The organism is Pseudomonas sp. AC247, assembly GCF_979258015.1.
This window is the reverse complement of record NZ_OZ409829.1, coordinates 5073780-5093304: the sequence shown is the minus strand read 5'-3', so window position 1 is coordinate 5093304 and position 19525 is coordinate 5073780. Positions and strand designations below refer to the sequence as shown.

Annotated in this window: 20 protein-coding genes; all 20 read right to left on the bottom strand. The window is 61.4% G+C overall.

From position 1 onward, the window contains the following. Positions 1–43 precede the first annotated feature (43 nt). Positions 44–1744 (bottom strand): urease subunit alpha, encoded by a 1701-nt coding sequence (gene ureC, locus ACZZ0B_RS23155; RefSeq protein ID WP_008085435.1) that lies wholly within the window; start codon positions 1742–1744, stop codon positions 44–46. 132 nt (positions 1745–1876) lie between these two features. After that, positions 1877–2185 carry an urease subunit beta gene (locus ACZZ0B_RS23150; RefSeq protein ID WP_008085434.1) on the bottom strand — a complete coding sequence of 103 codons (309 nt, stop codon included), beginning with the start codon at positions 2183–2185 and terminating at the stop codon, positions 1877–1879. Further along, on the bottom strand, positions 2182–2718 hold the full coding sequence (locus ACZZ0B_RS23145) for a GNAT family N-acetyltransferase (RefSeq protein WP_008085433.1): 537 nt from the start codon (positions 2716–2718) through the stop codon (positions 2182–2184). The genes ACZZ0B_RS23150 and ACZZ0B_RS23145 overlap by 4 nt, the downstream gene beginning before the upstream one ends. A 5-nt stretch (positions 2719–2723) precedes the next feature. Continuing rightward, a complete protein-coding gene (locus tag ACZZ0B_RS23140; RefSeq protein ID WP_463546324.1) occupies positions 2724–3257 on the bottom strand; it encodes an N-acetyltransferase family protein in 534 nt (177 codons plus the stop codon). A gap of 9 nt (positions 3258–3266) precedes the next feature. After that, positions 3267–3569, bottom strand: a complete 303-nt coding sequence (gene ureA / locus ACZZ0B_RS23135; protein ID WP_008085431.1) for an urease subunit gamma — start codon at positions 3567–3569, stop codon at positions 3267–3269. Positions 3570–3712: 143 nt separating this feature from the next. Beyond that, entirely contained in the window at positions 3713–4552 is an 840-nt protein-coding gene (locus ACZZ0B_RS23130) for an urease accessory protein UreD (protein ID WP_463546323.1), read from the bottom strand. Between the two features lie 43 nt (positions 4553–4595). Next, positions 4596–5294: an urea ABC transporter ATP-binding subunit UrtE gene (gene urtE, locus ACZZ0B_RS23125; protein ID WP_463546322.1), complete on the bottom strand. Its 699-nt coding sequence runs from the start codon at positions 5292–5294 to the stop codon at positions 4596–4598. A 135-nt stretch (positions 5295–5429) separates the two neighbouring features. After that, the gene (gene urtD, locus ACZZ0B_RS23120; RefSeq protein WP_008078129.1) at positions 5430–6299 is read right to left on the bottom strand and encodes an urea ABC transporter ATP-binding protein UrtD; all 870 of its coding nucleotides are present in this window, start codon (positions 6297–6299) and stop codon (positions 5430–5432) included. Further along, positions 6296–7375 carry an urea ABC transporter permease subunit UrtC gene (gene urtC, locus ACZZ0B_RS23115; RefSeq protein WP_008078130.1) on the bottom strand — a complete coding sequence of 360 codons (1080 nt, stop codon included), beginning with the start codon at positions 7373–7375 and terminating at the stop codon, positions 6296–6298. The genes urtD and urtC overlap by 4 nt, the downstream gene beginning before the upstream one ends. Next, entirely contained in the window at positions 7375–8886 is a 1512-nt protein-coding gene (gene urtB / locus ACZZ0B_RS23110; RefSeq protein ID WP_463546321.1) for an urea ABC transporter permease subunit UrtB, read from the bottom strand. Before urtB ends, urtC begins: the two co-directional genes overlap by 1 nt. A gap of 238 nt (positions 8887–9124) precedes the next feature. Next, a complete protein-coding gene (gene urtA / locus ACZZ0B_RS23105; protein ID WP_397482639.1) occupies positions 9125–10390 on the bottom strand; it encodes an urea ABC transporter substrate-binding protein in 1266 nt (421 codons plus the stop codon). A gap of 298 nt (positions 10391–10688) precedes the next feature. Further along, positions 10689–12068 carry a PepSY-associated TM helix domain-containing protein gene (locus ACZZ0B_RS23100; RefSeq protein ID WP_463546320.1) on the bottom strand — a complete coding sequence of 460 codons (1380 nt, stop codon included), beginning with the start codon at positions 12066–12068 and terminating at the stop codon, positions 10689–10691. Positions 12069–12169: 101 nt separating this feature from the next. Further along, positions 12170–14290: a TonB-dependent copper receptor gene (locus tag ACZZ0B_RS23095; RefSeq protein WP_463546319.1), complete on the bottom strand. Its 2121-nt coding sequence runs from the start codon at positions 14288–14290 to the stop codon at positions 12170–12172. Between the two features lie 84 nt (positions 14291–14374). Continuing rightward, positions 14375–14821, bottom strand: coding sequence for a DUF2946 domain-containing protein (locus tag ACZZ0B_RS23090; RefSeq protein WP_463546318.1), 447 nt, complete (start codon positions 14819–14821; stop codon positions 14375–14377). A 21-nt stretch (positions 14822–14842) separates the two neighbouring features. Continuing rightward, complete coding sequence (locus ACZZ0B_RS23085) at positions 14843–15322, bottom strand: copper chaperone PCu(A)C (RefSeq protein ID WP_463546317.1); 480 nt, start codon at positions 15320–15322, stop codon at positions 14843–14845. A 48-nt stretch (positions 15323–15370) separates the two neighbouring features. Next, entirely contained in the window at positions 15371–15769 is a 399-nt protein-coding gene (locus tag ACZZ0B_RS23080; RefSeq protein ID WP_440094951.1) for a DUF2946 domain-containing protein, read from the bottom strand. 47 nt (positions 15770–15816) lie between these two features. Next, on the bottom strand, positions 15817–16128 hold the full coding sequence (locus ACZZ0B_RS23075; protein WP_463546316.1) for a hypothetical protein: 312 nt from the start codon (positions 16126–16128) through the stop codon (positions 15817–15819). A 353-nt stretch (positions 16129–16481) separates the two neighbouring features. Beyond that, a complete protein-coding gene (locus ACZZ0B_RS23070; protein ID WP_463546315.1) occupies positions 16482–17210 on the bottom strand; it encodes a cobalt-precorrin-6A reductase in 729 nt (242 codons plus the stop codon). Beyond that, positions 17207–18304: a cobalt-precorrin-5B (C(1))-methyltransferase gene (locus ACZZ0B_RS23065; protein ID WP_463546314.1), complete on the bottom strand. Its 1098-nt coding sequence runs from the start codon at positions 18302–18304 to the stop codon at positions 17207–17209. The genes ACZZ0B_RS23070 and ACZZ0B_RS23065 overlap by 4 nt, the downstream gene beginning before the upstream one ends. Further along, complete coding sequence (gene cbiE, locus ACZZ0B_RS23060) at positions 18297–19508, bottom strand: precorrin-6y C5,15-methyltransferase (decarboxylating) subunit CbiE (RefSeq protein ID WP_463546313.1); 1212 nt, start codon at positions 19506–19508, stop codon at positions 18297–18299. The genes ACZZ0B_RS23065 and cbiE overlap by 8 nt, the downstream gene beginning before the upstream one ends. Positions 19509–19525: the final 17 nt, after the last annotated feature.

Here is a 19525-nt window from a genome sequence, read left to right as displayed (position 1 = left end):
TCTGGAGGCGTTGGGGCGCCTCCAGGTGCTTTGCCTCAGTGGTTCAAAACAGAAAGTAGCGCTGCGCCATCGGCAATGTTTCCGCGGGCTCACACCACAGCAATACGCCGTCGGCCTTGACCTGATAAGTCTGCGGGTCGACGTCGATGTTCGGCAGGTAGTCGTTGTGGATCAGGTCGGTTTTCTGCACGTCGCGGCAACCTTTGACCACAGCGATTTTCTTCTTCAGTCCCAATGCTTCAGGCAGTCCGGCTTCCTCTGCCGCCTGACTGATAAAGGTCAGGCTGGTGGCGTGCAACGAGCCACCGTAACTGGCAAACATCGGGCGGTAATGCACCGGTTGCGGCGTCGGGATCGAAGCGTTGGCGTCGCCCATGAGGCTCGCGGCAATCGCTCCGCCCTTGAGAATCAGCGTCGGTTTTACGCCGAAAAACGCCGGACGCCAGAGCACCAGGTCGGCCCATTTGCCGACCTCGATCGAACCGACCTCATGGCTGATACCGTGGGTGATCGCCGGGTTGATCGTGTATTTGGCGATGTAGCGTTTGGCGCGGAAGTTGTCGTTGCCTGCGCCGTCCTGCGGCAGTGGGCCGCGCTGTTTTTTCATCTTGTCGGCGGTCTGCCAGGTGCGCGTGATGACTTCGCCGACGCGGCCCATGGCCTGGCTGTCGGAGCTGATCATCGAGAACGCGCCAAGGTCGTGGAGGATGTCTTCGGCGGCAATCGTCTCGCGACGGATACGGCTTTCGGCGAATGCGACGTCTTCGGCGATGCTTGGGTCGAGGTGATGGCAGACCATCAGCATGTCGAGGTGTTCGTCGATGGTGTTGCGGGTGAACGGGCGGGTGGGGTTGGTCGAACTTGGCAGCACGTTGGGGAAGCCGCAAGCCTTGATGATGTCCGGTGCGTGGCCGCCACCGGCGCCTTCGGTGTGATAGGTGTGGATGGTGCGGCCCTTGAACGCGCCGAGGGTGGTTTCGACGAAGCCGGACTCGTTGAGGGTGTCGGTGTGAATCGCCACCTGCACGTCGTATTGGTCGGCGACAGTCAGGCAGTTGTCGATGCTCGCCGGGGTGGTGCCCCAGTCTTCGTGCAGCTTGAGGCCGATGGCGCCGGCCTTGACCTGCTCGATCAGCGGTTCCGGCAGGCTGGCGTTGCCCTTGCCGGTGAGGCCGATGTTCATCGGAAAGGCGTCGGCGGCCTGAAGCATGCGCGCCAGATGCCACGGGCCCGAGGTGCAAGTGGTGGCGTTGGTGCCGGTGGCAGGTCCTGTGCCACCGCCGATCATGGTGGTAACGCCGCTCATCAGCGCTTCTTCGATTTGCTGTGGACAGATGAAGTGGATGTGCGTGTCGATGCCGCCAGCGGTGAGGATCATGCCCTCGCCGGCGATCACTTCGGTGCCAGCGCCGATGGCGATGGTCACGTTGGGCTGCACGTCCGGGTTACCGGCCTTGCCGATCGCGGCGATGCGCCCGTCCTTGAGGCCGACGTCGGCTTTGACGATGCCCCAGTGGTCGATGATCAGTGCGTTGGTGATCAGTGTGTCGACGACTTCGGCGGCCAGCAATTGGCTTTGGCCCTGGCCGTCACGGATGACTTTGCCGCCACCGAATTTCACTTCTTCGCCGTAGGTGGTGAAGTCTTTTTCGACTTCAATCCACAGTTCGGTGTCGGCCAGGCGCACCTTGTCGCCGACGGTGGGGCCGAACATGTCGGCGTAGGCTTGTTTAGAAATCTTCATGTGCTTGCCTTGGGATTCAATGATCGTTCCCACGCTCTGCGTGGGAATGCCGCCATGGACGCTCTGCGTCCGCCGTTATGTGACGCGGAGCGTCACGGGATGCATTCCCACGCAGAGCGTGGGAACGATCAATCAGTCGAGATCACCCATGATTCTTCCGGCAAACCCGAACACCCGCCGATGCCCGGCGTAATCCACCAGTTCCACCTCGCGACTCTGCCCCGGTTCAAAACGCACCGCTGTCCCTGCCGGAATGTTCAGGCGCATGCCACGACTGGCCGCGCGATCAAACGCCAGCGCGTCGTTGGTTTCAAAAAAGTGATAGTGCGACCCCACCTGAATCGGCCGGTCGCCACTGTTGGCGACTTTCAGGCGGATAGTGCGGCGATCAACGTTGAGTTCGATGTCGCCGGGCTGGATCTGGTACTGGCCAGGAATCATCGCTGGGCTCCTTGCAGAATCTTGTAATAGAGGGCGGTCGGTCGATAAGTACCGTTCGGGTCGCAGGCGTAATCGGGAATCTGACCCGCATGGGTGTAACCCAGTGCCTTGTAGAAATCTTCGGCGGGAGAGCCGGCCTCGGTGTCGAGGTAAAGCATGCCGCGCTTGTGCTTGGGCGCCTCGAGTTCCAGCGCGCTCATCAATTGTTGACCGAGACCGCGACGCCGCGCGCCTTCGCGCACCAGCAGTTTTTGCACCTCGGCACGATTGAGTCCGTTGGACTTTTGGCAGAGCCCCAATTGCACGCTGGCCAGTACTTCTTCGTCCTTGACCACGACCCAGAGCAGCACGCTGCCCTTGTTGACGTTGTCCTGAACTTCATCGAAATACGCGCGCGCCTGTACCGCATCGAGATCGGCCATGAAACCGACGCTGGCGCCATAACCCACCGCGTCCAACAGCAGATCGATCAGGCCCTGACGATAATGGGCAAAGCTTTCAGCGTTGACGCGGCGCAGTTGGGCGGCGTTCATCGGTGTCACTCCTTGATGGTTTCAGGCGGCTCCGCGCCAGGATTGAGGGTCAGTTGCATAAAGGTCAGGTCGAGCCAGCGGCCGAACTTGGTGCCGACTTGCGGCATCTGTCCGGTGGTGATGAAACCGGCTCGCTCGTGCAAGCGAATCGAAGCGGCGTTGCCACTTTCGATGGCGGCGACCATCACGTGCTTGCCGCAGTTCTTCGCCCGTTCGATCAGTGCGGTCATCAGTTGCGGGCCGAGGCCGTTGCCACGCTGGTCGCTGCGCACATAAACCGAGTGCTCGACGGTGTGGCGGAAACCGTCGAACGGCCGCCAGTCACCGAACGAAGCGTAGCCGAGCACAGTGTTGTCGGCGTCGACGATCACCAGAATCGGATAGGCCTGGGCCTGACGCGCGCTAAACCACGCCTGGCGGTTGCCGAGGTCGACGGCCTGTTCATTCCAGATCGCTGTGGTGTTGAGCACGGCATCGTTGTAGATATCGCGGATCGCTGGCAGATCGGCATGCAGGGCATCGCGAATGGAGTAGGTCATGGCGCGGCCTCAGACGATCGGTTGGTGGACGGTGACCAGTTTGGTGCCGTCGGGGAACGTCGCTTCAACCTGGATCTCCGGGATCATTTCCGGGATGCCTTCCATCACTTGTTCGCGGCTGAGCAGGGTAGTGCCGAAGTGCATCAGCTCGGCCACCGTCCGGCCGTCACGCGCGCCTTCAAGCAGGGCGGCGGAGATGTAGGCCATGGCTTCCGGGTAATTGAGTTTCACGCCGCGCGCCAAACGCCGTTCGGCGACGAGGCCGGCGGTGAAGATCAGCAGCTTGTCTTTTTCGCGTGGGGTCAGGTCCATTGTGCAAATCCAGTATCGGCAGTTAAAAATAATGACGTACACCCTGTAGGAGCTGCCGCAGGCTGCGATCTTTTGATCTTGCTGTTGAGGATCAAAAGATCGCAGCCTCGTTTCACTCGGCAGCTCCTACAGGGGAATGCATTTCAGGTGTTCCAGATTCGGGGGGGCTGGGCTTCGCGGTCCAGCAGCACCGGGCGTAGCAAGCGCCATAAATCGATGAGCCAGGCGCGTGCCAACAGCGCCTCGCCTGCCAGGCAACGAGCAACCAACAGGCCGGGCAACTGGGTCAAATCCCCGCGCACGTCATGGCCCAGCGAGCGGCAGCGCTCGAGCAGCTCAGCATCAATCTCACCGGTTACCAACAACGTCGCAAACACCGGATGGCCATCCAGCCCGATCGGCGAATCAAGCAAACCATCACCGCCGACAATGCGCTGGCGCTCATGCCAGAGCAATCGGCCGTCGCGGCGAATATCCAGATGCGCCTGAAAATGTCCGCGATCAAAGCGCTCGCCACTGGCCGGGCGACCCAACGCCACCACGTCCCAGTAAAACAGCCGCGCATCACCTTCAAGATCAATCGACGTGCTCAGCTCAGCCTGGGCGGCGCTGTAGACGATGGTTTCCTGTGGCAGCCATTCGAGCGTCGCCCCGGCAGCCACTTTCAAATCGAGCTTCTGGTAGGCCGGCCCGCCTGCGCGATACCACTTGGCCGCGCCGGGGCTGGTGATCTGTGCCCAGGCGCCTGGTTCGACGCGGGCGCTGATATCGAGACGATCACCGCCGGCAATCCCGCCCGGCGGGTGGACGATGATGTGCTGGCAGACTTCGGGGCCTTCGGCGTACAGGTGCTTTTGCACCCGCAGCGGGCCGAGGTGCCGACGCATGACCGGACGTGTGCAGTCGCCGAAACGGGCGTAGGCGAGTTCCAGCTCGGCGTGCCAGCTCGGGGTAAACAGGGCAGGTGCAACAGTCGAATTCATGGTGTGTAATTATCGTTAGGAAGCTACAGATTAGTTCGTTGTACTAGATCGTTACCAGCCCGCGCACACCCTCGGCTTCCATGTTTTCACCGCGACCCTGCTGCACGATTTCGCCCCGGGACATCACCAGGTACTGATCGGCCAGCTCCGCGGCGAAATCGTAGAACTGCTCGACTAGCAGAATCGCCATGTCGCCGCGTTCCGCGAGTTTCTTGATCACCGCGCCGATCTCTTTGATCACCGACGGTTGAATGCCTTCGGTGGGCTCGTCGAGGATCAGCAAACGCGGACGGCTGGCCAGTGCGCGACCAATCGCCAATTGCTGTTGCTGACCGCCAGAAAGATCACCGCCGCGACGCTGCTTCATTTGTAGCAGCACCGGGAACAATTCATAAATGAAACTTGGCACTTCTTTGGCTTCACTGCCGGGAAAGCGCGACAGGCCCATCAACAGGTTTTCTTCCACGGTCAGGCGCCCGAAGATTTCCCGGCCCTGCGGTACGTAGGCAATTCCGGCGTGAACACGCTGGTGCGGCTTGAAGGTGGTGATCGGTTTGCCTTCCCAGTTCACCGCGCCTTGTTTGGCCGGCAGCAAGCCCATCAGGCATTTGAGCAGGGTGGTCTTGCCGACGCCGTTACGGCCGAGCAGGCAGGTGACTTCGCCGACTTTTGCCTCGAACGAAAGACCGCGCAGGATGTGGCTACCGCCGTAATACTGGTGCAGCTTGTCGACTTGCAGCATGTCCAAAATCTCCCCCGGTGATCGTTCCCACGCTCTGCGTGGGAATGCCGACATGGACGCTCTGCGTCCGCTTTTGTGTGACGCGGAGCGTCACGGGATGCATTCCCACGCAGAGCGTGGGAACGATCTAGGTCTTCAGCGGCCGAGGTAGACCTCGATCACGCGCTCGTTTTCCTGCACTTGCTCAAGCGAGCCTTCGGCCAGCACGCTGCCTTGGTGCAGCACGGTGACATGGTCCGCAATGGAGCCGACAAAGCCCATGTCATGCTCCACCACCATCAGCGAATGCTTGCCCGCCAGGCTCTTGAACAACTCGGCGGTGAACTCGGTTTCTGCATCGGTCATCCCCGCCACCGGCTCATCGAGCAGCAACAGTTGCGGGTCTTGCATCAGCAACATGCCGATCTCGAGAAACTGCTTCTGCCCGTGGGACAACAACCCTGCCGGGCGATTGACCGAGGTGGTCAGGCGAATCGTCTCCAGCACTTCGCTGATGCGATCCTTCTGCTCACCACTCAGTCGCGCACGCAAACTGGCCCAGACCGACTTGTCGGTTTTCTGCGCCAGTTCGAGGTTTTCAAACACGCTCAAAGCCTCGAACACCGTTGGCTTCTGGAACTTGCGACCGATGCCGGCCTGAGCGATTTGCACTTCGCTCATTTGCGTCAGATCCAGCGTTTCGCCGAACCACGCCTTGCCGTGACTCGGGCGAGTCTTGCCGGTGATCACGTCCATCAGCGTGGTTTTGCCCGCACCGTTGGGGCCGATGATGCAGCGCAATTCGCCGACGCCGATGTACAGATTCAGATTATTCAGCGCACGAAAGCCATCGAAGCTGACGCTGATGTCTTCCAGGGTGAGGATGGTGCCGTGACGTGTGTCGAGGCCCGGGCCGACGCGTTGGCCAAGGCCGATCGAGTCGCGGCTGGTGCCGGCGTCCTTGTTCGGCTCGACAGGGAAAAAGGCTGGCTCCAACATGAATTCAGCGCTCGCCGTGACTCTCATTGTTCACCTCGTTTCTTCAGCAGACCGATCACGCCTTTGGGCAGGTACAGCGTCACGACGATGAACAGCGCGCCAAGGAAGAACAGCCAGTATTCCGGGAACGCCACGGTGAACCAGCTCTTCATGCCGTTGACCACACCGGCGCCGAGCAGCGGGCCGATCAACGTGCCGCGCCCGCCAAGGGCAACCCAGACCGCCGCTTCAATCGAGTTGGTCGGCGACATTTCGCTCGGGTTGATGATGCCCACTTGCGGCACATACAAGGCGCCGGCCAGACCGCACAACACCGCACTCAACACCCACACGAACAGCTTGAAACCGCGCGGATCGTAGCCGCAGAACATCAAGCGGTTTTCCGCATCGCGCAACGCGGTCAGCACGCGACCGAACTTGCTCTGCGCCAAACGCCAACCGATGAACAGGCTCGCTACCAGCAACAACACCGTGGCCAGAAACAGCACCGCACGGGTGCCCGGTTCAGTGATGCCGAAACCGAGAATCGTGCGGAAATTGGTGAAGCCGTTGTTGCCGCCAAACCCGGTCTCGTTGCGGAAAAACAGGAGCATGCCGGCGAAGGTCAGGGCCTGGGTCATGATCGAGAAATACACGCCTTTGATCCGCGAACGGAAGGCGAAGAAACCGAACACCAGCGCCAGCAAACCCGGGGCCAACACCACCAGACACATCGCCCAGAGGAAGCTGCTGGTGCCGGTCCAGTACCATGGCAATTCGCTCCACGACAGGAAGGTCATGAACGCCGGCAGACCATCGCCGGCAGCCTGACGCATCAGGTACATGCCCATCGCGTAGCCGCCGAGGGCGAAGAACAGACCGTGGCCCAGTGACAGCAAACCGGCGTAACCCCAGACCAGATCCAGCGCCAAAGCGACGATGGCGTAGCAGAGGATTTTGCCGACCAGCGTCAGCGTGTACGCCGAGATGTGCAGCGCATTGTCGGGCGACAACAACGACAGCAGCGGCAAGGCGATCAGCAGGGCGAGGATTACCGCACCGATGGCAATGGTGACTTTCGGCCCGGCCTTTTGCGTGGCCGTGACTAACAGAGGCTGGTTCATCAGTCGATCACCCGTCCTTTCAGTGCGAAGAGGCCTTGCGGACGTTTCTGGATAAACAGAATGATCAGCGCGAGGATCAGGATCTTGCCGAGCACCGCACCGATCTGCGGTTCGAGAATTTTGTTGGCGATGCCCAAACCAAATGCCGCGAGCACGCTACCGGCCAACTGGCCGACGCCGCCGAGTACCACCACCAGGAATGAATCGATGATGTAGCTCTGGCCGAGGTCCGGGCCGACGTTGCCGATCTGGCTCAGCGCCACACCGCCGAGGCCGGCGATGCCCGAGCCGAGACCGAAGGCGAGCATGTCGACGCGACCGGTCGGCACACCGCAGCAAGCCGCCATGTTGCGGTTCTGGGTAACGGCGCGGACGTTGAGGCCCAAGCGCGTTTTGTTCAGCAGCAGCCACGTCAGCACGACGACGAACAGTGCGAAAGCGATGATGACGATGCGGTTGTACGGCAGCACCAGATTCGGCAGCACTTGAATACCGCCGGACAGCCACGCCGGGTTGGCGACTTCAACGTTCTGCGCGCCGAACAACAGGCGCACCAGTTGAATCAGCATCAGGCTGATGCCCCACGTGGCGAGCAGGGTTTCCAGTGGTCGGCCATAGAGGTGACGAATCACCGTGCGCTCCAGTGCCATGCCGATTGCCGCCGTGACGAAGAACGCCACCGGCAGCGCGATCAACGGGTAGAACTCAATCGCTTGCGGTGCGTAGCGCTGGAACATCAGTTGCACCACATACGTCGAGTAGGCGCCGAGCATCAGCATCTCGCCGTGGGCCATGTTGATCACGCCGAGCAGGCCGAACGTGATCGCCAGACCGAGTGCCGCCAACAGCAGGATCGAACCGAGGGACATGCCGCTGAAGGCCTGACCGAGGATCTCGCCGATCAGCAGTTTGCGTTTGACCTGGGCGAGACTGGTTTCGGCGGCGGTGCGCACGTTGGTGTCGGCTTCGACGCCGGGTTCGAGCAAGCCTTCAAGGCGAGTGCGGGCGAGTGGATCGCCGGTTTCGCCGAGCAATCGCACGGCGGCGAGGCGCACGGTAGGGTCAGTGTCGACCAGTTGCAGATTGGCCAGCGCCAGGCTGAGGGCGGCGTGGACGCTGTCATCTTTTTCGCCAGCGAGTTGCTGGTCGAGGAATTTCAGCTGCGCGGGTTTCGCGCTTTTCTGCAATTGCTGCGCGGCAGTCAGACGGATTTTGGCGTCGGCAGCGAGCAATTGATGGCTGGCCATGGCGGTGTCGATCAGACCCCGCAGGCGATTGTTCAGGCGCAGGGTTTTCGGTTGGCCGTCGATGGTCAACTCGCCTTGTTGCAGGGCGTTGATCAGTTCGATACGCGCCGGGTCGGGCTGCGCGGCCCAGGTTTCCAGCAGTTTGGCCTGTTGCACGGGATTGGCCGCGACGAAGTCTTCGGCATCGCCGGCATCGCCGGCATGGGCGAGCATTGGCAGCAACAGTGCGATGGCACAGATAAAGCGGTAGAGAGCAGTGGGCATAGTCAGTCGCCTTGACGCGGACATTGTCGGATCGAGCTTTTGTGGCGAGGGGATTTATCCCCGATGGGTTGCGAAGCAGCCCCTAATCCAGCAGTCGCGGTGTATCAGAATGATCGCGTCGACTGATTTCGCGACTGCTTCGCAGCCGATCGGGGATAAATCCCCTCACCACAAAAACTCACTCCTACAGGGGGATTGTGTCGGGCCGATAATCCTCGTCAGCCCGACATCCAGTGACTCAGTTGCTCTTCACCGCATAATCCGGCTTCTTGTCGTTGCCCTGAATGAACGGGCTCCACGGTTGCGCACGGATCGGCCCTTCGGTCTGCCACACGACGTTGAACTGACCATCGGCCTGAATCTCGCCGATCATCACCGGTTTGTGCAGGTGGTGGTTGGTCTTGTCCATGGTCAGCGTGTAGCCCGACGGCGCCGCAAACGTCTGCCCGGCCAGCGCTTCACGCACCTTGTCGACGTCAGTGGATTTGGCTTTTTCAACTGCCTGCGCCCACATGTGGATGCCGACGTAAGTGGCTTCCATCGGGTCGTTGGTCACGGCTTTGTCCGCGCCCGGCAGGTTGTGTTTCTTCGCGTAGGCTTTCCAGTCAGCGACGAATTTCTTGTTCTGCGGGTTTTCGACGGATTCGAAGTAGTTCCACGCCGCGAGGTTGCCCACCAGCGGTTTGGTGTCGATGCCGCGCAGTTCTTCTTCGCCGACCGAGAACGCCACCACCGGTACGTCGGTGGCTTTCAGGCCTTGGTTGGCCAGTTCTTTATAGAACGGCACGTTGGAGTCGCCGTTGACCGTCGAGATGACCGCAGTCTTGCCGCCGGCCGAGAATTTTTTGATGTTGGCGACGATGGTTTGATAGTCGCTGTGACCGAACGGCGTGTAGACCTCTTCGATGTCCTTGTCGGCGACGCCTTTGGAATGCAGGAACGAACGCAGGATTTTGTTGGTGGTGCGCGGGTAGACGTAGTCGGTGCCGAGCAGGAAGTAGCGTTTGGCGCTGCCGCCTTCTTCGCTCATCAGATATTCAACAGCAGGGATCGCTTGCTGGTTTGGCGCGGCGCCGGTGTAGAAGACGTTCGGCGACATCTCTTCGCCTTCGTATTGCACCGGGTAGAACAGCAGGCCGTTGAGCTCTTCGAACACCGGCAACACCGATTTACGCGACACCGAGGTCCAGCAGCCGAACACCACGGCAACCTTGTCCTGAGTCAGCAACTGCCGGCCCTTTTCGGCGAACAGCGGCCAGTTCGATGCCGGGTCAACCACCACCGGCTCAAGCATCTTGCCGTTGACGCCGCCCTTGGCGTTGATCTCGTCGATGGTCATCAGCGCCATATCTTTGAGCGACGTTTCGGAGATCGCCATGGTGCCGGACAACGAATGCAGAATCCCGACCTTGATGGTCTCGGCGGCCTGGACAGTCCAGGTCATGCCCATCGCGGCAATCGATGCCGAGAGTGTGAAAGCCTTGATCAAACTGCGACGCTTCATTGTGCGATCTCCATGAACGTTAAAGTTTTTTATGGTTGGCAGATGCGGACGACTGAAGGTGTGTTTTGCAAGGGCTGTGCCCGGTCGGGTTCAGGCAGGAAAATGTCGTGTTAGAGCGCTTGCGCGGTTTTGCGCTGCACCACGAAGGGACGCGCAGGGCGCGTTGGTGCATGCGGTCGCGCCACTTTGGGGCGCGAAAAATCATGTGTAGGAGCTGCCGAAGGCTGCGATCTTTTGATCTTGCTCTTAAAACAAGATCAAAAGATCGCAGCCTGCGGCAGCTCCTGTATGGGGTGGATCAGGATGGGGTCGAGGCGGACTCGGTTTGCCTGCTCAGGCGCGACAGCAGCAGGCGATCCAGCAACCACACCACCACCAGCGAAGCCCCCACCAGCGGGAAAATCACCGCCAGCGCGAGCATGATCAGCACGCCGGTTTTCCACTTCGGCAGGTCATGGCGCAGCGGCGGCACGCCGACTTTGCCCTGTGGCCGGCGCTTCCACCAGATCACCACGCCGCTGACGGCACTGAGCAGAATCATCAGGCAGATCAGCAGCACAACGATCTGATTGAAGGTGCCGAACATTTTGCCTTCGTGAAGCATCACGCCAATTTCCGTGGCACGCGCTACTGCGCCGTACTGCTCGAAACGCACATCGGCGAGGACTTTGCCGGTGTATTGATCGACGTGCAGGGTGGCGTCGTTGCGTGGGTCATCGGCGAACACGGCGATGGTGAACACGCCGGTGGCGGTGGTCGGCAACGTGATGCTGTAGCCGGGTTCGACGTTGTGTCCGGTGGCGATGTTCTGCACGTTTTGCAGGCTGATGGTCGGTGCCGCCGGGCCTGCGTTGGCACCACCGTGGGCCATGTGTTCGGCGTGGTCGCCGGACATCGGCATCGGCGTGTTTTCCATTGCCCAAGGCACGGTCTGGCGCGTGGCGCTGTTGAGGCTGCGGGCTTCAACATCGGAGGTCGGCACGTTGTCCCACATCGCTGCCGGGAAGACGTTCCACACTTGCGCGTATTGCTTGCCCCAGAAACCGGTCCAGGTCATGCCGCTGAGCAACATCACCAACAGCAGTGTCGCGCCCCAGAAACCGGTGACCGCGTGCAGATCCCGCCACAACACACGACCGCGACTGTTCAGCCGTGGCCACAAAATGCCTGCGGCCTGACCGCGCGGCCACCACAGGAACAGCCCGGACACCACCAGCACCACGCCCCAACCGGCGGCCATTTCGATGAGCCGATCACCGACGGTGCCGATCATCAATTCTCCGTGGATGGCGCGGGCGATGGCTTGCAGGTTCTGCTTGGCATCCTGTTCGCCAAGGATGTCGCCGTGGTACGGATCGACGAACACATTGAGTTCGTGACCGGCGTTGGTCACGACGAATTGCGCGCTGCGTTCGGCGTTGACCGGTGGCAGGTATTGGGTGACCTGGCCTTGTGGATAAGCGCTCTTCACCCGTTGCAGCAGGTCATCGGCCGAGACGGTGTGATGGCCGGCCGGGACGTTGAGCAGGCTGCTGTACATCAGTGAATCGAGCTGCGGTTTGAACAGGTAGATGATGCCGGTCAGGGCCAGCATCACCATGAAGGGGGCAACGAAGAGACCGGCGTAAAAATGCCAACGCCAGGCCAGGTTGTAGAAATTCGGTTTGGGCTGTTTCATCACGTGTGCTCCGCTGGGCGAATTTTTTTAGATCAAGAGATCGCAGCCTTCGGCAGCTCCTACAGGGGGACATGCGGGCTGCGATCTTTTGACTTTTCTTGTTAGAAACTCATGTCGACCTTGGTCCAGAGCGTGCGCCCCGGCTCATTGATCGCTTGCGGGTCGTTGGCCGGGTAGCCGAAGCCGGCGTTGCCCGCCAGGTTCAGGTGTTCGGCGTAAGCCTTGCCGAACAGGTTGTCGACGCCGCTGCTGACCTTCCAGTGTTGGTTGATCCGATAGGCACCGTTGAGTGAGAACACGCCGAAGCCCGAACTCTTGTCGTAATCCTTGCCGACCACGTTGCCCTTGTTCTGGTCGATGCGGTTTTGTGCGGCAACCACCCTCCACAGTGCGCCGGCGCTCCAGTTGTCTTTGGTATAGGTCAGACCGAAGCGTGCATCCAGCGGCGGCATCTGCGGCAGGGCTTTGCCATCGCTGCTGTTCTTGCCCCAGGCGTAGGCCAGGGTCGCATCGGCTTTCCAGTGATCGGTGAGTTTGTACGCGGCACCGAGTTCACCGCCCATGATTCGCGCGTCGATGTTCTCGGCGCGCGAGGTGCTCATGCCCATCATCCCGGGCGTGTAGTCGAAGAGGATGTAGTCGCGGACCACACCGACGTAGCCCGACGCCCAGGCTTCGAGTTCGGCGCTCTTGTAGTTCACGCCGAAATCCAGCTGCGTGGTTTTTTCCGGTTTGATCGAATCGAACGCGTTGACCGATCCCGCCGGGCCGGACTTGGGCGAAAACAGCTCCCAGTAATCCGGGAAGCGCTGCGCGTGGCCTAACCCTGCATAAAGCGTGGTCGGGCTGTCGGCCAAGTCATGCTCGTAGCGGACGAAACCGCTGGGCAGGGTGTCGGCGCGGGTATCGTCGGCGGTCGGATTCGGTCGGCTCATCATTCCCGAGCCAGAGGCCTGCCGATAATCCTTGGCCGAAGCGCGGTCGACGCGGGCGCCAGTGATCAGGCGATCACGGTCGGCGGCGTACCAGGTCATCTCGCTGAATACGCCGTAGTCATGAAAGTCGGCGTCCTTGGTGTACGGCTGATTCTTGTAAGTATCGATGCCCATGCCGCTGCGTTGGCGGTGTTCGTTGGTCTGCGCATCGAGGCCGGTGATCAGTTGAATATCAGCCCAGCGCCAGGTCGCCTTGATCCGCGCGCCGAGGGTGCGGCGGTCGACGTTGGAGGCCATGGGACCTGCCATCATGCCGGTGCCGGACGGTGTGCGCAGGGTGTAGTTGTCCATCACGTGGTCGGCGTAGTTGTAGTAGACCTGCGCTTCGAGTTTCTCCAGCACGTCAGTGATGTTGGATTTCTCGAAACGCAGGCCGAGGCTTTCGCGCAGGAACTGCGAGCCGTCCATGCCGCGCCCGGCGTAGCGTGCTTCACCGTCGCCCTTGCCGGCGGTGAGTTCGATCAGGGTGTCGGCGTCCGGGGTCCAGCCGACGGCGACGTCGCCGTTCCACTTGTCGTAACGCGAGGCGACGATGTCGTTGTTGCCGTCGCGGTAGTCGTCGGAATGCGCGGTGTTGCCGATTACTCGCACGTAGCCCAACGGCCCGCCGGCAGCAGCATCGACGACTTTGTCGAAGCGTCCGTGAGAACCAGCCAGTACGCTGGCGTTCACTCGAGTACCGAGTTCGCCGAAGCTTTCCGGCTCGCGATCAAACAGCACCGTGCCCGCTGATGCGCCCGGACCCCAAAGCACGGTTTGCGGGCCTTTGATCACGGTGAGTTGGTCGTAGGTCTCCGGCGAGATGTACGAGGTCGGTGCGTCCATCCGACCCGGGCAGGCACCGAGCATCATGCTGCCGTTGGTAAGGATGTTCAGACGTGAGCCGAACATGCCGCGCAGTACTGGATCGCCGTTGGTGCCGCCATTGCGCACCAGCGCGAAGCCCGGAATGGTCTTCAGATAATCACCGCCGTCGCTGGCCGGCACCGGTTGGCGCGGGTCCTTGGGATTGGTGACGATGGTCAGCGGCGAGCTCGGCGCAATCGCGGTGATCACCGTCGGACTGAGTTCATCATTGTGGCCGGCGTGATCATCGGCCAGCACCAGCGGGGACAGCAGGACGCCGCAAAGGACGGCGGTAGCGTGCCTGAAACGAATCCGCGATTCGTTCAAAGCGAAGGACGCCGGGGCAGAACCCGAGCGTGGAACAGCAGCAAACCTGGACATGACAATTTCCATCAAACAGTCGTAAACGACACGGCCGGCAGCCTCGAGCTGTCTTCTCAACCGTGTGCAATCAAAGGTGCGTGTTTACGCGGCGATGGGCGGGGCGCGGGTGCGGGCGCCGGGGAAGAAGGTCTGCCGGGCGTGGCCCAGGCGGGGGGAGGGTGGGGTGAAGGTGTTCAGCGGCGCAATATTGAAGGCAACGAAATCGCCGCCACCGGTCAGCGCCGGGCAGTTGAACAGCAGGCTGCAATAGCCGCACTTTTCCCACAGCACGTGGTGCGAGGATTGCGGCGGGCAGTGTTCGGCATTTGGTTTCGCGTCATGGCCACTGTGATCCATGCCCGGCATGGCCATCGACATGTCCATGCTCATCGGCATCGATGTCGAGGCGTGTTGATCCATCGGCATCGACTGAGAGATCAGTGGGCCGATGAAGATCATCAACATGGCGAACAGAGCGATCCAGCTGCCGCGGGTCAGGGGTTGAGTCTGACGGCGTTGCAGTGGCGGCCTGGCGCACAGCGGGCGCATGGGCGGAGTCTGCCGGAGGGCTTACTGAGCGTGCGCGTGAGCCTGCGTGGTTTCCGGCGGTTTCTTCTGCACCGAGACGTCGACGGTGACGTCACCGGCCTTCTCGAAGTGCAGGGTCAGCGGGAAGCGTTTGCCGTCGCTGAGCAGGCTGCGATCGGTCGGGTTGAGCAGCATCACGTGATAGGCCATCGGCGCAAACGTCACGTTGCCGCCGGCCGGGATTTCCACGCTAGGCACTTGCTGCATCTTCATCAGATCGCCCTGCATGACGTGTTCGTGCAGTTGCGCCTCTGCAGCGATGGGCGAGTCGACGCTGAGCAGGCGGTCGTTCGTCTTGCCGGCGTTGTGAATGATGAAATAGGCGGCGACCGTCGGCGCATTCGGCGGCAGCTCTTGCGACCACGGATGAGCGATTTCCAGCTCGCCGGCCTTGTATTCGTGAGCATGGGCAAAGCACGCCGGCAGCAGCAGCGCAGCGATTACGATGAATTTGTTCAACATGGCAGTTCTCCAGAACGATTTGAAACGCAGGTCAATTGCGCGAACAAATCAAACCAGAGGGGAGGCGCGGGGATTGAGGCTCGGCCATTGCTGGCGCGGCGTGGGTGTTTGCAGCAAGGCGGGCGCGACGCTGCGATTGCTTTCGTAGCGGGCGAAATACAGCTGCGGCGAATGCCCCGGCAGCGCCACCAATGGCGCCGAGCCCGAGCAGCACCAGCAATGCTGCATGTTCGAATGCGTGTCGTTGCCCGGGGCTTTTTGCTCGGTGGTGCCGATGTTGATCGCCACCATCTTGGTCCCGCTGCCGGTGCAAAAACTGCTCCAGAGCAATTGTTCGGCCGGTGAATTGGCCGCCTGCGCCATCGCCCCGGTCATCGGCATGGCGAGCATGTTGAACAGCACTGCAAAGCAGGCGATCCAGGCAATTGCTAGCCGGTGTCGGTTCATGGGACAGATCCATTGGGTGGGCGATCAGGCGCGGCTATTTAGCCTGATCAGGGCCGATAAGTAAAAAAGCCTCGTGCGGTTTGGTGTCGCAGCGCTTCGTGCAAGAGCTTGAGAAGCCTGCGCCCCAGCTCGATTTCGCCGTTGTAAATGAGTGTAGCGGCTTCGATTCGCATTGCCTGGGCGAAATTCGAGTCGCTTTCTATTCGTGCGCGAATTGTCTGCTTGACGTCTCGGAGCGCTACTCGGTTGAGCTGCCCATCGCCGGAGTCTTCGATCTCACAACCCTTCATATAATGACCAAGATCGGCAGGTGTTTTGAGGTAATCCTTGACGTCGAAACGGGAGAATTTCTCTGACATTGAATGTGTACGCCCTTGGAATCAAAGACGTTGAGCGTAGAGGTGGACGCTGACTGCCGATAGTCAGTGATTCGTTAAGTTGTTGTGGGCAGTGTCCGGCGCGTTTGTAGGATTCAAGTCATATGCCGCAAGACCCGACGTCTTCGCCGGCAAATCGAATCGTTGCTCCCGTTTATCACGCAGGACAGATCTTCAGTCGAACCCGGGACGTTGTAGGAGTGAGCCTGCTCGCGATAGCGGTGTGTCAGGCAATGAGGTGCTGGCTGTGCTGACGTCATCGCGAGCAGGCTCACTCCTACACTGTGTGTGCCGTCCAGATGATCTGTGTACACCGGAGTGACGTTACGAATGATTTAAATACGATTGAAGGTCGCGAGGGCAGCGAGAATTTCGTCAATCGAGGCAAACTCCCGATCAACCCCCGGCAACCCCGGCCGCTTCAACACCAGCACCGGAATCCCACGCTCGCGCGCCACTTCCAGCTTCGGCTCGGTCGCGGTGCTGCCGCTGTTCTTGCTGATCAACACATCGATCTGCCGCCGCTCGAACAGCGCTCGCTCATCCTCAAGCAGAAACGGCCCGCGCGCGCCGATGACTTCGCAGCGTTGGTTGCCGGGGTAGACGTCGAGGGCGCGCAGAGTCCAGAACTGATCCTGAGGGATTTCATTGAGGTGCTGCAGTGGTTCGCGGCCGAGGGTGAACAGCGGTCGGCGAAACGGCTTGAGCGCAGTGATCAGCTCAGCCCAGTCGCTGACTTCGCGCCAGTCATCTCCGGGCTGCGGCTGCCACGCCGGACGGCGCAATGCCCAGCAAGGGATGCCGGTCAGTTGTGCGGCGTTCGCAGCGTTCTGGCTGATCTGTGCGGCATAGGGATGCGTGGCGTCGAGCAGCAGGTCGATGCCTTCGTCGCGAATGAACTGCGCCAGACCTTCGGCGCCACCGTAGCCACCGACGCGCACCTGACAGGTCAGATCCGTCGGTACCCGGCCAACGCCCGCCAAGCTATAGATATGTTCCGGCCCGAGCGTGCGAGCAATCGCCAGCGCTTCCGTGACGCCGCCCAGCAGCAGAATCCGCTTCATGCAAAACCTCCGGCATGCCCGACAATGCCGCCCTGACGATCAATCGCAAACACCTCGACCTGCACCTGCGCCGGCACCACGCTGCGGGCGAAATTCAACGCATGGCGACAGACCTCATCGCCGAGCGCGATCCCCACCGCACTGGCCATCGCCAACGCCTGCTGACTGGTATTGGCTTCACGAATGCCTAGCTGCAACGCCTCATCGGCGCCAATCGCGGCGGCCCACTCCGCCAGTTGCGGCAAATCGATACTCGAATGCCGCGAATGCAGATCCATGTGCCCGGCCGCCAGTTTGCTGATCTTGCCGAAGCCGCCGCACAGGCTGAGTTTATCCACAGGTACTTTGCGTAAATGCTTGAGCACCGCGCCGACGAAGTCGCCCATTTCGATCAGGGCGATTTCCGGCATATCGTAGACCCGGCGCATGGTGTCTTCACTGGCGTTGCCGGTGCAGGCGGCGATGTGCAGATAGCCGTTGGTTTTCGCCACATCGATGCCCTGATGAATCGAGGCGATGTACGCCGCGCAGGAGAACGGCCGGACGATGCCGCTGGTGCCGAGGATCGACAGCCCGCCAAGAATGCCCAGACGCGGGTTCATGGTTTTCAGTGCCAGCGCTTCGCCGCCCTCGACGTTGACCGTGACGTCGAAACCGCCGGCATAACCGGTCTCGGCGGCGAGCAGTGTCAGGTGATCGCTGATCATTTTGCGTGGCACCGGATTGATCGCCGGCTCACCGACGCCGAGCACCAGTCCCGGCCGGGTCACGGTGCCCACGCCGGCACCGGCATTGAAGCGAATGCCCGGCTCGGCTATCAGCCGTACCCGCGAATAGAGCAGGGCGCCGTGGGTCACATCGGGATCGTCGCCGGCATCCTTGATCGTGCCGGCCTCGGCACCGTCCTCGGTCAATCGGCAGAACTCCAGGCGCATCTGCACCTGCTTGCCTTTGGGCAAGACAATTTGCACGGCATCGGCCGACAGCCCACCGAGCAACAGGCGTGCGGCGGCGAGGCTGGTGGCGGTGGCGCAACTGCCGGTGGTCAGGCCGCTGCGCAGAGGCGCGGGTTGTTCGGCGGTTTCGTCACGCATCGAGGGGTTTGACCAGATCGAGCAGGGTGATCGGCAACGCCTGACGCCAAGTGTCAAACTCGCCGAGCGGCTGCGCCTGGGCAACATGGATACGCGTCAGCTCGCCACCGTAACGTTCACGCCAGCTCATCAGGGTGACTTCGCTTTGCAGGGTCACCGCGTTGGCGACCAGTCGGCCACCGGGTTTGAGGTGTTCCCAGCAAGTTTCGAAGACGCCTTCACGGGTCACGCCGCCGCCAATGAAAATCGCGTCCGGGCGCTCCAGTCCGGCCAATGCCTGCGGGGCTTTGCCGCGAATCAGCTGCAGGCCGGGCACGCCCAGCGCATCGCGGTTATGCTCGATCAATTGCTGACGGCCATCATCGGCTTCGATGGCCAAGGCGCGGCAACTCGGGTGCGCGCGCATCCACTCGATGCCGATCGAACCGCTGCCGGCGCCGACATCCCAGAGCAGTTCGCCGGGTCTCGGGGCGAGGCGGGCGAGGGTGATGGCGCGCACGTCGCGCTTGGTCAGTTGGCCGTCATGCTGGAATGCCGAGTCGGGCAGCCCGGCGAGGCGCGACAGGCCGCCAATGCCGGAATCGGCCAGGCATTCGATGGCGATCACATTGAGATCGGCAATCAACGGGTCATTCCACTCGGATGCGCTAGCGTCGACGCGACGTTCGGCGCTGCCCCCCAAATGTTCCAGCACGCTCATTCGACTCGAACCGAAACCGCGCTCGCGGAGCAATTGCGCAACCGCCGCCGGGCTCTGACCGTCGTTGCTCAGCAACAACAACCGCACGCCACTGAACAATTGGGCATTGAGCGCGGCCAGTGGTCGGGCCACCAGCGACAGCGTCACCACGTCCTGCAACGGCCAGCCGAGACGTGCGGCGGCCAGTGAGCAGGACGACGGTGCCGGCAGAATCACCATTTCCTCGCTCGGCACCTGGCGGGCGAGGCTGGCACCGACGCCGTAGAACATCGGATCACCACTGGCCAGCACACAGACTGCTTCGCCACGTTGCTCCAGCACCGGCGCGAGGGCAAACGGGCTAGGCCACAACTGCCGCTCGCCGCGAATACACACCGGCAGCAAATCCAGTTGACGCTGGCCACCGACGATCCGCGAGGCGCCCATCAGGGCACGCCGGGCGTTTTTGCCCAGGCCCTTGAAGCCGTCTTCACCGATTCCCACTACCGTCAGCCAGGGTGACATCTATATTCCTCTAAACA

Bases quoted from the DNA above. Each gene is read 5' to 3' on its own strand.
- ureC (WP_008085435.1), bottom strand. From the start codon at position 1,744: ATGAAGATTTCTAAACAAGCCTACGCCGACATGTTCGGCCCCACCGTC.
- ACZZ0B_RS23150 (WP_008085434.1), bottom strand. From the start codon at position 2,185: ATGATTCCTGGCCAGTACCAGATCCAGCCCGGCGACATCGAACTCAAC.
- ACZZ0B_RS23145 (WP_008085433.1), bottom strand. From the start codon at position 2,718: ATGAACGCCGCCCAACTGCGCCGCGTCAACGCTGAAAGCTTTGCCCAT.
- ACZZ0B_RS23140 (WP_463546324.1), bottom strand. From the start codon at position 3,257: ATGACCTACTCCATTCGCGATGCCCTGCATGCCGATCTGCCAGCGATC.
- ureA (WP_008085431.1), bottom strand. From the start codon at position 3,569: ATGGACCTGACCCCACGCGAAAAAGACAAGCTGCTGATCTTCACCGCC.
- ACZZ0B_RS23130 (WP_463546323.1), bottom strand. From the start codon at position 4,552: ATGAATTCGACTGTTGCACCTGCCCTGTTTACCCCGAGCTGGCACGCC.
- urtE (WP_463546322.1), bottom strand. From the start codon at position 5,294: ATGCTGCAAGTCGACAAGCTGCACCAGTATTACGGCGGTAGCCACATC.
- urtD (WP_008078129.1), bottom strand. From the start codon at position 6,299: ATGAGAGTCACGGCGAGCGCTGAATTCATGTTGGAGCCAGCCTTTTTC.
- urtC (WP_008078130.1), bottom strand. From the start codon at position 7,375: ATGAACCAGCCTCTGTTAGTCACGGCCACGCAAAAGGCCGGGCCGAAA.
- urtB (WP_463546321.1), bottom strand. From the start codon at position 8,886: ATGCCCACTGCTCTCTACCGCTTTATCTGTGCCATCGCACTGTTGCTG.
- urtA (WP_397482639.1), bottom strand. From the start codon at position 10,390: ATGAAGCGTCGCAGTTTGATCAAGGCTTTCACACTCTCGGCATCGATT.
- ACZZ0B_RS23100 (WP_463546320.1), bottom strand. From the start codon at position 12,068: ATGAAACAGCCCAAACCGAATTTCTACAACCTGGCCTGGCGTTGGCAT.
- ACZZ0B_RS23095 (WP_463546319.1), bottom strand. From the start codon at position 14,290: ATGTCCAGGTTTGCTGCTGTTCCACGCTCGGGTTCTGCCCCGGCGTCC.
- ACZZ0B_RS23090 (WP_463546318.1), bottom strand. From the start codon at position 14,821: ATGCGCCCGCTGTGCGCCAGGCCGCCACTGCAACGCCGTCAGACTCAA.
- ACZZ0B_RS23085 (WP_463546317.1), bottom strand. From the start codon at position 15,322: ATGTTGAACAAATTCATCGTAATCGCTGCGCTGCTGCTGCCGGCGTGC.
- ACZZ0B_RS23080 (WP_440094951.1), bottom strand. From the start codon at position 15,769: ATGAACCGACACCGGCTAGCAATTGCCTGGATCGCCTGCTTTGCAGTG.
- ACZZ0B_RS23075 (WP_463546316.1), bottom strand. From the start codon at position 16,128: ATGTCAGAGAAATTCTCCCGTTTCGACGTCAAGGATTACCTCAAAACA.
- ACZZ0B_RS23070 (WP_463546315.1), bottom strand. From the start codon at position 17,210: ATGAAGCGGATTCTGCTGCTGGGCGGCGTCACGGAAGCGCTGGCGATT.
- ACZZ0B_RS23065 (WP_463546314.1), bottom strand. From the start codon at position 18,304: ATGCGTGACGAAACCGCCGAACAACCCGCGCCTCTGCGCAGCGGCCTG.
- cbiE (WP_463546313.1), bottom strand. From the start codon at position 19,508: ATGTCACCCTGGCTGACGGTAGTGGGAATCGGTGAAGACGGCTTCAAG.